This window comes from Pseudoxanthomonas sp. LjRoot125 (assembly GCF_964252705.1).
Classification (GTDB): Bacteria; Pseudomonadota; Gammaproteobacteria; order Xanthomonadales; family Xanthomonadaceae; genus Pseudoxanthomonas_A.
The window spans coordinates 2,985,400-2,997,091 of sequence record NZ_CAXUOY020000001.1 but is presented as its reverse complement, the minus strand read 5'-3'; the positions used below and the strand labels follow the sequence as shown (position 1 = coordinate 2,997,091).

General features: G+C 68.3%; 10 protein-coding genes. 3 read left to right on the top strand and 7 right to left on the bottom strand.

All coding sequences use genetic code 11. From position 1 onward, the window contains the following. Positions 1 to 24: 24 nt before the first annotated feature. Positions 25 to 1,386: an NAD-dependent succinate-semialdehyde dehydrogenase gene (locus ACSION_RS13950; protein ID WP_435306382.1), complete on the top strand. Its 1,362-nt coding sequence runs from the start codon at positions 25 to 27 to the stop codon at positions 1,384 to 1,386. A gap of 116 nt (positions 1,387 to 1,502) precedes the next feature. Further along, complete coding sequence (locus ACSION_RS13945; protein ID WP_435306381.1) at positions 1,503 to 2,363, top strand: pirin family protein; 861 nt, start codon at positions 1,503 to 1,505, stop codon at positions 2,361 to 2,363. Positions 2,364 to 2,402: 39 nt separating this feature from the next. Here the strand turns inward: ACSION_RS13945 and ACSION_RS13940 are convergent, their stop codons facing one another. From ACSION_RS13940 to ACSION_RS13925, 4 genes are all read right to left on the bottom strand, one after another. Beyond that, positions 2,403 to 2,864, bottom strand: a complete 462-nt coding sequence (locus ACSION_RS13940) for a hypothetical protein (RefSeq protein WP_435306380.1) — start codon at positions 2,862 to 2,864, stop codon at positions 2,403 to 2,405. A gap of 242 nt (positions 2,865 to 3,106) precedes the next feature. Next, positions 3,107 to 3,829 carry an aquaporin Z gene (gene aqpZ / locus ACSION_RS13935; RefSeq protein ID WP_435306379.1) on the bottom strand — a complete coding sequence of 241 codons (723 nt, stop codon included), beginning with the start codon at positions 3,827 to 3,829 and terminating at the stop codon, positions 3,107 to 3,109. Positions 3,830 to 3,976: 147 nt separating this feature from the next. Further along, positions 3,977 to 4,840: a pirin family protein gene (locus tag ACSION_RS13930; protein ID WP_435306378.1), complete on the bottom strand. Its 864-nt coding sequence runs from the start codon at positions 4,838 to 4,840 to the stop codon at positions 3,977 to 3,979. A 106-nt stretch (positions 4,841 to 4,946) separates the two neighbouring features. Beyond that, complete coding sequence (locus tag ACSION_RS13925) at positions 4,947 to 5,492, bottom strand: SixA phosphatase family protein (RefSeq protein ID WP_435306377.1); 546 nt, start codon at positions 5,490 to 5,492, stop codon at positions 4,947 to 4,949. A 115-nt stretch (positions 5,493 to 5,607) separates the two neighbouring features. Here ACSION_RS13925 and ACSION_RS13920 point away from each other — a divergent pair, with 115 nt between their 5' ends. After that, entirely contained in the window at positions 5,608 to 7,158 is a 1,551-nt protein-coding gene (locus ACSION_RS13920) for a phospholipase D family protein (protein WP_435306376.1), read from the top strand. A 2-nt stretch (positions 7,159 to 7,160) separates the two neighbouring features. Here the strand turns inward: ACSION_RS13920 and ACSION_RS13915 are convergent, their stop codons facing one another. From ACSION_RS13915 to ACSION_RS13905, 3 genes are all read right to left on the bottom strand, one after another. After that, entirely contained in the window at positions 7,161 to 7,766 is a 606-nt protein-coding gene (locus tag ACSION_RS13915; RefSeq protein WP_435306375.1) for an HD-GYP domain-containing protein, read from the bottom strand. A gap of 58 nt (positions 7,767 to 7,824) precedes the next feature. Next, positions 7,825 to 11,295, bottom strand: a complete 3,471-nt coding sequence (gene mfd, locus ACSION_RS13910; protein WP_435306374.1) for a transcription-repair coupling factor — start codon at positions 11,293 to 11,295, stop codon at positions 7,825 to 7,827. Between the two features lie 107 nt (positions 11,296 to 11,402). Next, complete coding sequence (locus ACSION_RS13905) at positions 11,403 to 11,675, bottom strand: DUF4242 domain-containing protein (protein ID WP_093486844.1); 273 nt, start codon at positions 11,673 to 11,675, stop codon at positions 11,403 to 11,405. Between the last annotated feature and the right edge of the window lie 17 nt (positions 11,676 to 11,692).

The window sequence follows — 11,692 nt, the reverse complement described above, 5'->3', positions numbered from 1 at the left end:
CACTTACATGTACCCCGTGATGCCATGACTGTCGAAACCATCAATCCCGCGACCGGGCAGGTCGAGTACCGCCATGAGCTGATGACGTCGGCACAAGTCGATGCCACGCTGGCGGCGGCGCAGCAGGCATTCCCCGCGTGGGCGGCGCTGTCGCTGGCCGAGCGTGGCAAGGTGCTGCGTGCCATCGGGGCCGAGTTGCGCCGCCGTCGCGACGACATCCAGCGGATCATGACCGCCGAGATGGGCAAGCTGCGCAAGGAAGCCCTGGCCGAAGTCGACAAGTGCGCCGGTGCCTGCGACTACTACGCCGACCATGCGGCCGATTATCTGCTGGACCAACCGGTGTCCACGGATGGCCAACGCAGCTACGTGCGCTATGAGCCGATCGGCTGCGTACTGGCGGTGATGCCGTGGAACTTCCCGATCTGGCAGGTGTTCCGGTTCCTCGCGCCGGCTTTCATGGCGGGCAACGTGGCGGTATTGAAGCATGCGAGCAACGTGCCCCGCTGCGCCGACGTCATCGCCGAGGCGCTGTCCGCGGCAGGCTTGCCGGCGGGCGTGTTCGGTGTGCTGCACATCGATAACGACCAGGCCGCCGAGGTGATCCGCGATGCGCGCGTCGCCGCAGTGACATTGACCGGCAGCGAGCGTGCCGGCCGTGCCGTCGCCGCCAATGCGGGCAGCCAGCTGAAGAAGAGCGTGATGGAGCTCGGCGGCAGCGACGCCTTCATCGTGCTCGACGATGCTGACCTCGACAAGACCGTTGCCGGCGCCGTGGCGTCGCGCTTCGGTAATGCCGGGCAGACCTGCATCGCGGCCAAGCGCTTCATCGTGCAGGAAGGTATCGCCGATGAATTCGTGAGGCGCTTCGTGGAGGCGGCAGCGAAGTTGCAGCTGGGCGATCCGCAGGACGATGCCACCACGCTCGCGCCGATGGCCCGGCAGGACCTGCGCGACGAGCTGCACAAGCAGGTGCAAGCCAGTGTGTCCAAGGGCGCACAGGTATTGCTCGGTGGCGAACCCGATGCGTCGCACGCAGGCTATCCGGCGTCCATCCTCGATGCCGTTGTGCCCGGCATGCCCGCCTACGAGGAGGAGCTGTTCGGCCCGGTCGCCAGCATCCTGCGGGTGAAAGACGATGCCGAAGCCGTGCGGGTCGCGAACGACACCACCTTTGGCCTGGGCGGCAGTGTATGGACGCGCAACGTGGATCGCGGCGACCGCATCGCGCGACAGCTGCAGGTGGGCGCGGCATTCGTCAACGCCATCGTCCGCAGCGACGTGCGCCTGCCGTTCGGCGGCACCAAACGCTCCGGCTTCGGTCGCGAGCTCGCCGAGCACGGTATCCACGAATTCATGAACATCAAGTCGGTCTACGTGGCCTGAGGCGGGTGGCCGCGTCGCCGGGTGGCGATCCACCGGTGGAACGGATGGTTACGGTGGTTGCCGTTCCGAAGCGGGCGGCGCGGTGCCATCTTGTCCGTAATTGAACCGGAGGCACCATGGCCACCCTGACCGACACCACTCCCGCCCGCGTGATCCGCACCGTCCGCGGCCGACCCACGTCCGATGGCGCGGGCGTCAAACTGACGCGCGTGATCGGCGGCCCCGACCTGCCGGACCTCGATCCGTTCCTGCTGCTGGATGAGTTCGGCACGGACAAGGCGGAGGACTATCTCGCCGGCTTCCCGGAGCATCCGCACCGTGGTTTCGAAACGGTCACCTACATGCTCGACGGCCGCATGCGCCACCGCGACAACCATGGCAACGAAGGCCTGCTGACGCCGGGGGCGGTGCAGTGGATGACGGCTGGGCGTGGCCTGGTGCATTCGGAGATGCCGGAACAGGAATCCGGCCGCATGCGTGGCTTCCAGCTGTGGGTGAACCTGCCGGCACGCGAGAAGATGACGGCGCCGAAGTACCAGGAGTTCGCCCCGGATCGCATTCCGGTCGCCCAGCCGACGGCAGGCGTGGAAGTGAAGGTGATCGCCGGCAGCGTCGGTGAAGTGCGGGGCCCGATCTCGCAGCCGGCGACCGAGCCCGTATACCTCGACATCGCGCTCGACGCGGGCAAAGCGTGGGAGTACGCATTGCCGGCAGGGCACAACGCGTTTGCCTACGTGTTCGAAGGCGCGCTCACGGTGGGCGAGGGTGACGAAGCGCGACCGTTGGATACCCACGAGATGGGCGTGCTCGGTGGCGGCGAAGTGCTGCAGGTGCGTGCAGGCAGTCGTCCTGCGCGTCTGATCGTGGTGGCGGGACGTCCGTTGCGCGAACCGGTGATGCGCCACGGTCCGTTCGTCATGAATACCCGGCAAGAACTGATGCAGGCCTTCGTGGATTTCCAGGAAGGCCGTTTCTGAGCGATGCGCGGGGCGGGATGCTGTCCCGCCTTGCGGCCGTCAATTGCCGGCGGACAGCTGCGCGCTGGTGGCGCGCACGTCGAGTTGCTGGGCCAGCGAGATCAGCGTGCCGAGCTCCTCGGGCGAATTCGCGTTGATCCACACCTGCGCGTAGCGGTCGTCGTCGAACTCGACGACGGTGATGCGGCGCGATGCCATCGCGGGCGAGGTTTCCTGGCCAGCCAGGTCAGGCCGGTACCAGAAGATCTCCTCGCCGGAGAACGTGCTCTCCTCTTCGCGCAGACGACGCTCCAGGCGGATCTTCGGATCGCGCGAGGTCAGCATCACGTTCAGGACCTGGCGTCCGTCGGTGGCGACGGCCTTGCAGGCGATGAAATTGGCATCGACGCGCTGTTCCCACTGCAACCCGGCGCTGGCCGGCAGGGAAGGGCACGGCGGCGCTTGCTGCGCCCATGCGGCGGCGGAGGCAAGGAAGAGGCTGGCGGCGATTACGATCTTCATGGCATTCCCCTGGATGGTCGCCCTCTCGGGCGGTTCCGCGTTGTCCGCGCACCGCGATAGGCCTTGCGGCCCCGCGCCATCCCTTGGTCATCCCCGGTGTCGGTTGCCGTTTTCCCCCGGCAATGGCCCGACCATAGCCCATGCTGCGCCGCAAAACAACGCGCTAAACGCGTGAACGGCGACCCCAGTCACACCCCCTGTCACCTGCGTGCCCGGTCTTGGCCGGGCACGCCCGCGACGGCTCAGGCGCGGTCGCGGCCCAGCCAGCCATACAGCATGCCGCCGATCAGGCCACCCAACGCCGGCGCCAGCCAGAACAGCCAGAGTTGTCCGACCGCCGTGGGGCCCGCGAACAGCGCGACAGCGGTGGAGCGGGCCGGGTTCACCGACGTATTCGTCACCGGGATGCTGATCAGGTGGATCAGGGTCAGTGCCAGACCGATGGCGATCGGCGCGAAGCCCGCCGGGGCCCGTCCGTGCGTCGAGCCCATGATCACGATCAGGAAGAAGGCGGTGAGCACCACTTCGGTGAGGAAGGCCGCCGCGACGGTGTACCCACCCGGCGACATGGCGCCGTAGCCGTTGCTGGCGAACGCGCCCGCCGCGTTCGGATCGATCGCAAAGCCCGGTTGGCCTTGCGCGATCTGCAGCAGGATGAAGCCGGCGGCCAGGCCGCCCACCACCTGCGCCACGATGTAGGGCAGCAGTTCGCGGGCCGGAAAGCGCCCGCCGGCCCAGAGGCCTACGCTGACCGCGGGGTTGAAGTGTCCGCCGGAAATGTGGCCGAAGGCGTAGGCCCCGGTCAGCACCGTCAGGCCGAAGGCCAGCGAGACGCCCAACAGTCCGATGCCCAGCGGGTTGCCGTCGCCACCGAAGTGAGCGGCCAGTACCGCGCTGCCGCAACCGCCCAGTACCAGCCAGAACGTCCCCAGGAATTCCGCCGCCAGTTTCTTTGCCAGACTCATGCCAGCCCCCAATGCGTGCGTGCCCCGTCACATGACGGTGGCCGCACGATAGCGGAACGGGAGCGGCGCGGGTGTTTGCTTTGCGTTAGCCGCGCCCGCTTCAAACGCGAGTGTTGTAGAACTCACATTTCGCCTGGTCCGTCGGGCTCAGCGCTCGGGCAGGGGAATGAACTCGGTCTCGCCCGGAACGTGGCCGAAACGGCCGTCCAGCCAGTCCTGCTTGGCCTGGTCGATGCGCTCCTGCGAGCTGGACACGAAGTTCCACCACATGTGGCGTGGCGCATCGAGCGGTTCGCCACCCATCAGCAGGCCCTTGATCGGCGTCTTGGCCCGCAGTACGGGGCGGCTGCCCCGGTCGAACACCACCAGGTGCTTCTCCGGAATGTCGGCGCCGTCGACCTGGGCGTCGCCTTCCAGCACGTAGAGCGCGCGCTCGACGTGGCCTGCATCAATCTCCAGCTCCGCGTCCGGCTGCAGGTCCACGGCCACGTTGAAAGTGCCGCTGAAGACCTTCACCGGCGACTCCTCGCCATAGGCGCGGCCGGCGATCACGCGCAGGCGCACGCCGGCGCGGTCGACGACCGGCAACGTCGCGGCCGCATGGTGGTGGAACTCGGGCGCGACTTCTTCGTAAGACTTCGGCAGTGCGACCCAGGTCTGCATGCCATGCACGTCGTGGCGACCGGTGCGTACGTCGATGGGTGTGCGTTCGGAATGCGCGATGCCGCGGCCCGCCGTCATCCAGTTGACGTCGCCGGGCGAGATCACCTGTTCGGAACCCAAGGTGTCCTTGTGGTTGATCGCGCCCGCCCAGAGGAAGGTGACCGTCGCCAGGCCGATGTGCGGATGCGGTCGCACGTCGATGCCGCGGCCTGGTTCGAACACGGCGGGGCCCATGTGGTCGACGAAGACGAACGGCCCCACGCTGCGAGCCTGCAGGCTGGGGACGGCGCGGCGCACGTTGAAGCCGCCGCCCAGGTCGTGCACGCGTGGCGCGATGATCGTGGTCATGGCATGTCCTCGGTGGGAGGCGCGCAGCATCGCATGGGCGGGCGCCGACCCGGATGACGATACGGAAACGGTCCGTTGCGCGTATCCCCCATCCGGGCAGGCGCGGTCAGGGCACGGTTGCGCCGTAGCGTTCGATTTCCAGCGTCGCGCGACCGGCCGTATCCATGCGGACGATGGACAGGCGGTCGTACTCGGTGTCATCCATCGGCTGCGTGGTGCAGCCGCACAGCGCTGCGACCAGGTCGGGCACGGTGTTGCTGTGGCCGACGATGAGCACGGTTCCGCCGTGGTGCGCCTGCTTCCACTGCGCCGCGCTCTCCGCCGCCGGACCGCGTGCGAAGTACGCAGTGACTGGAAGGCCATGGGCTTCGGCGGCCGGACGCGCGGTTTGCTGCGTGCGCCGGAACTCGGTGGCATAGGCCGCCACCAGCGGCGCGTCGCGCAGGCGCTGGGCCAGGGCGTCGGCGCGCGCGAGGCCTGCGGCGGACAGGTTCGGATCCTGCGGGTCGTCGGTGGCCTTCTCGGCATGCCGTACGACGATGAAGGTCAGCGGCGCCTGCGCGACTTCGTGTCGTGGCGAGGTGCTGCAGGCAACGGCCAGCAATGCCAGGGCCAGCAGGACCAGGTGGCGGATCAGGGTCAGGGAGCGCATGGCGAACCTCGGCGATGACAGGGTGCGAGCGTGCAACGGCGCTCCGGGGTGTGCAAGCGCGGCCCTCACGGGTCAGGCACTACGATAGGGGCACACGCGTGAGGGAGGGGACAGGATGCGCAAGTGGCTGCGACGGCTCGGCCTGGGATTGCTGGTACTGGTGGTGGCATCGGCCGTGGCGCTGTACAGCTATGGCCGGTTCTCCGAGACCGCGCGTGGCACGCCTTCGCAGGCACTGGCCACGGCGGCGGATGCCACGGCACTGGACCGCGCGATCGCGCCGATGCTGCGCGAGCATCCGCGCCAGAGTGGCATGGCCCTGCTGTCGGACAACCTAGACGCCTTCACCGTCCGCGCCGCCACCGCGCGTGCGGCAGGCCGCAGCCTCGACCTGCAGTACTACATCTGGAACCACGACTTCACCGGCAACCTGTTGGGTTATGAAGCGCTGCGTGCCGCCGACCGCGGCGTCCGCGTGCGCCTGCTGCTGGACGACATGACCGCGCACGGCAAGGATTCGCACCTGGCCGCGTTGGACGCGCACCCCAACATCGAGGTGCGGCTGTTCAATCCCTCGCGAAGCCGCGTCGGCGTGCTCGGTCGCGCGAGTGAAATGCTGCTGCGACCGGTTGCGATGAATCGCCGCATGCACAACAAGGCGTGGATCGCCGATGGACGCGTCGCAGTGGTCGGCGGGCGCAATGTCGGCGACGAGTATTTCGATGCCGCCGCGCAGACCAACTTCCTCGACATGGACGCGGTGCTGGTGGGTCCGGCGGTACAGCAGACATCGGCGATCTTCGACGATTTCTGGAATAGCGCATCGGTCATTCCGCTCACCGCGCTGTCGCAGGCGAAGGACGGCGCGCTGGAACAACTGCGCGAGCACGGTGATGCGGGCTACCGTTCGGCGCGCGCCGGCGACTACGTCGCGCGCCTGCGCAGAAGCCCGGGATTGCCTGCGCTGGTCGGCGGAAACGCGCTGTACTGGCTGGACGAGGTGGGGGTCTACTCGGATCCGGCCGCCAAGGGGCAGGGCGAAGGCCAGGCGCAGTGGTTGATCCATCGGCTGGGCAAGGCGATGGGCCTGGCGAAGCGCGAGCTGCGGGTAATTTCGCCGTACTTCGTGCCGGGCGACGAGGGCACGCGCTGGCTGGTCGGCAAACGCGAGGAGGGCGTCGACGTCAGCGTGCTGACCAACTCGTTGGCGGCCAACGACGTGATGGCGGTGCACGGCGGCTACGCGCCGTACCGCGTGCCGCTGCTGGAAGGGGGCGTGACGCTGTACGAACTGATGCCGCACGGGCGGCCGGACAGCAGCCTGTTCGGTTCCAGTGGCGCCAGCCTGCACACCAAGGCGTTCGCGGTGGATGCGGAGCGCGGCTTCATCGGGTCGTTCAACCTCGACCCGCGCTCGGTCAACCTCAATACCGAAATGGGCGTCCTGTTCCGCGACCGCGCTGCCACCGCCGCGCTGCTGCGCAGCTACGAGGCGAAAGTCGCGCCGGACAAGAGCTATCGCGTGCGCCTGCAGGACGGGGGGCTGCGCTGGGACGATGCGTCGCAAACGCCCCCGCGCGTCTGGGAGCGCGATCCGGAGGCAAGCGCATGGCGTCGCGGCGTCGCCCGCGCCGTGGGTTGGCTGCCGGTGGAATCCCAGTTGTAGCGTCAGCCGTCGCGCAGTACCGCGTCGCGCATCAGGCGTTCGAATACACGGAATACCTCGGCGTCGATCTTCTGGTGCTGCTCTCCATGCAGGATCCGCATGGCCGTGTCGTGGCTGCGTGCGTCGGCATAGGTGCGACGGGTGGTCATCGCGTCATAACTGTCCGCCACGCGCAGCAGGCGAGCGCCGAGCGGTATCGCATCGCCGGCCAGGCCATCGGGGTAGCCGCTGCCATCCATCGCCTCGTGGTGGTGGCGGATCAGCGTGGCCACTTCCACCGCATGGTCGTGGCCGCTGGCCAGGAAGATGCGTTCGCCCAGCGCGCTGTGGGCCCGGATCGCCGGCCAGTCATCGTCGGGTACCGCGCCGGGGTGCAGCAGCACGCGGTCGGGCACGCCGATCTTGCCGACGTCATGGAAATGCGCGGCCAGTTCGAGTTGTTCCAGCTGTGCGGCATCCAGGTCGAAGCACTGGCCCAGCGCCCGCGCGATGCGCCCGGTGCGGTCGCAGTGGCCGCGCGTGTACGCATCGCGGACTTCGATCGCCAGCGCCAGCGACTCCAGCGAGCAGGCGATATCGGTGAAGTCGGGAGAGGGATCGAAGCTCACGCTGGCGCAGCCTGGGAGAGGTTGCGGTGTCGCAGGGTGCGCGCGGCGAACGTCATCGTCACGGCGCCAGCGTGGCGAGCAAGGCCTTGGCCGCATTGAAGCGGTCCGGCGCATCGGGCAGCGGCACCTTGATCCGCAGCTTGTCCGGGCCGTCCATCGTGTAGAGCTTCGGCTGCTTCTGGATCAGCTGGATCACCGCCATCGGGTCGATGTTCGGCTTGCTCTCGAACACGATGCGGCCACCGTGTTCGCCGAGCTCCAGCTTGCGGATGCCCAGGTCGTTCGCGGCCAGTTTCAGTTCGGCCGTGGCGAACAGGTACTTCGCGGGATCGGGCAGCAGGCCGAAGCGGTCGATCATTTCCACCTGCAGGTCGCGCAGGTCGTCCTTCTCCGGCGCGCTGCTGATGCGCTTGTAGAGCGTCAGGCGCGTGTGCACGTCGGGCAGGTAGTCCTCGGGGATGAGTGCGGGCACGTTCAATTCGACTTCGGCGCCGCGGCGCTCCTGGCCCAGGTCGACGTCGGGCAGGTGGCCAGCCCGGATCGAACGCACGGCGCGCTCCAGCAGCTCGGTGTACAGGCTGAAACCGACTTCGGCCATCTGGCCGCTCTGGTCTTCGCCCAGCAGTTCACCGGCGCCGCGGATCTCGAGATCGTGCGTGGCAAGGGTGAAGCCCGCGCCCAGTTCGTCCATCGAGGCAATCGCTTCCAGCCGGCGCTGCGCGTCGGCGGTGATGCTGCGCTTGTCGGGCACCACCAGGTAGGCGTAGCTGCGGTGGTGCGAACGGCCGACGCGACCGCGCAGCTGGTGCAGCTGCGCCAGGCCGAACTTGTCGGCACGGTTCATGATGATGGTGTTGGCGTTCGGGATGTCGATGCCCGATTCGATGATCGTCGTGCACAGCAACACGTTGAAGCGCTGCTTCTGGAAATCCAGCATCACCTGTTCCAGCTCGCGTTCCGGCATCTGCCCGTGGGCGATGCCGATGCGGGCCTCGGGCACCAGCTCCTGCAGCTCGCGCTGCATGCGGCCGATGCTCTCCACGTCGTTGTGCAGGAAGTACACCTGGCCACCGCGCGACAGCTCGCGCTGGAAAGCTTCCTTCAGCAGCGCGTCGTCCCAGGGCGTGACGAAGGTCTGCACCGCCATGCGGTTGGCCGGCGGCGTGGCGATGATGGACAGGTCGCGCAGGCCGGCCATGGCCATGTTGAGCGTGCGCGGGATCGGCGTGGCGGTCAGCGTCAGCAAATGGACGTTGGCGCGCAGGGCCTTCAACGCTTCCTTCTGGCGCACGCCGAAACGCTGTTCCTCGTCCACGATCACTAGGCCGAGGTCGGCGAACTTCACGTCCGGCTGCAGCAGGCGGTGCGTACCGACGATGACGTCCAGCTTGCCCTCGGCCAGCTTGTCGAGTTCCGCCTTGATCTCCTTGGCCGTCTTGAAGCGCGACAGCACCTCGACCTTCAACGGCCAGTCGGCGAAGCGGTCGCGGAAGTTGCGGTAATGCTGTTCGGCCAGCAGCGTGGTCGGTACGAGCACCGCGACCTGCTTGCCGGCACTGGCGGCGGCGAAGGCCGCGCGCACTGCGACCTCGGTCTTGCCGAAGCCGACGTCGCCGCAGACCACGCGGTCCATCGGCTGGCTGGACTGCAGGTCGCGCAACACCGCTTCGATGGCCGCGCGCTGGTCGGGCGTCTCCTCGAACGGGAAGCCGGCCGCGAACGGTTCGTACATCGGCCGGTCCACGTGCAGCGCCAAGCCGGCGCGGGCCTGGCGACGCGCCTGGATCTCCAGCAGTTCCGCGGCCACGTCGCGGACTTTTTCGGCCGCCTTCTTCTTCGCCCTAGCCCAGGCTTCTCCGCCCAGCGAATGCAGCGGTGCCGTCTCCGGCGATGCGCCGGAGTAACGGCTGATCAGATGCAGCTGCGCGACCGGCACGTACAGGCGATCGCCCTTGGCGTATTCGATTTCCAGGAACTCGCCCGGCATCCCGCCCACGTCCATCGCGATCAGGCCGCGATAGCGGCCCACGCCGTGGTCCTCGTGGACGATGGGCGCGCCTTCGGTCAGTTCACCCAGGTCGCGGATGATGGCTTCGGGTTCGCGGCCGGTGCGCTTGCGGCGATGTGCCTGGGTGGCGCGCTCGGGGAACAGCTGCCGCTCGGTGAGCACCGCGATGCGCGGGTCGTCGAGGGCGAAGCCGTCCTCCAGCGGCGCCACGGTGATCGCGAAGCGGTCGCGCCCGGTGCGGAATGCGGTGAAGTCCGCCAGCACCTCGGGAACGAGCGCGGCGGCCTGCAGCACTTCCAGCAGTGCCTCGCGCCGGCCCGGCGAATCCGAGGCGATCAGGACGCGGCCGGGGTAGTGGCCGAGGAACGACGTCAGCGCTTCGCCGGCGGGCGCATCCTTCGCTGCCACGGGCAGCGGCGGCAACGGCTGGTCGCCCAACGGCAGGGCGTCGGCGTGGCGGCTGTGCTGCGGCCCGCACACGTCGATGCGCGATTGCTGGTTGAGCCGCTCGCGCAGGCCGTCGGGCGACAGGTAGAGCTCGTCGGGCGGCAGCAGCGGACGCTCGATGTCGTGGCGGCGTTGCTCGTAGCGGTTGCGCGTCTGCGCCCAGAACGCTTCCGCCGCTTCGCCGAACCCGTCGGTCAGCACCGGCAGCGTGTCGGTGTGCAGATAATCGAAGAGCGTCGAGGTCGCATCGAAGAACAGCGGCAGGTAGTACTCCACGCCCGCCGGCGCCAGGCCCGATTTCAGGTCCTGGTACAGCGCGCTGCGACGCGTGTCCACGTCGAAGCGGTCGCGCAGCAGCGTCATCGCGCGATCCACCGAGCGCTCGTCCAGCGGCACTTCGCGGCCGGGCAGCAACTGCACCGATTCCACCCGATCGAGCGAACGCTGGCTCTCCGGATCGAAGTGGCGGAGCGAGTCGACCGTATCGTCCAGCAGCTCGATGCGCAGCGGCGCATCGGCGCCCATCGGGTAGACATCAAGCAGCCCGCCGCGCACGGCGAAGTCGCCCGGGTCGAGCACCTGCGGCACGTGCCGGTAGCTGGCGGCCTCGAGACGGCGCTTCTCGGCATCGAAGTCCAGCCGCTGGCCTACGCGATAGTCGAAGCTGCCACCGGCGATGTGGCGCAGCGGCGACAGGCGCTGCATCAGCGTCTGCACCGGCACCACCACGATGCCTTGCTTCAGCGTCGGCAGGCGATGCAGGGCCGACAGTCGCTGCGAGACGATGTCCGGATGTGGACTGAACTGGTCGTAGGGCAGGGTCTCCCAGTCCGGGAACGGCACCACCGGCAAGTCGCTGGCGCTGCCCAGCAACGTGTGCAGGTCGGCTTCCACCTGGTGCGCTTCATGGTTGTCGCGCGCGACCACCAGCACGGGGCCTTCATGGGCACGTGCGGCCGCGGCGATGGACCATGCCAGTGCGGTCGGCGAGGCGGGCGCGCGCCACCAGGCACGCGACTGGCCGCCACGCGGCAGGGGGGGAGCGGGAAGGGCGGTGTTCTTGGTGTCGGTCATGGGTACACAAAACAGCAGCAGCGCCGGACACCATGGGTGCCCAGCGCAAAGGGATGCGCAGTGTACCAACAGCCCCGTCGGCGGCCTTCACCGCCGCGCGGGATGCCTCATTCGGCGGTCAGCGGATCGATGATCGCCACCACCGGCGAAATGCGGTTGGCGGGGAAGCCGCCACGCATTGCGTGTTCGCGCACGAGCGCCTCGCTGGGTGCGCGGTACACGCAGTAGACCTTGTCGTCGGTGACGTAGCTGTGCTCCCACTGCACCTGTGGGCCGAGCTCGGCCAGCACGCCGCAGGACTTCTGCGAAACGGCTTTCAGCTCGGCCGGCGTCATCAGGCCGGCCCCCTCGATGTCGCGTTCGATGAGGTAGCGGGGCATGGGGGGTCTCCTCGGCA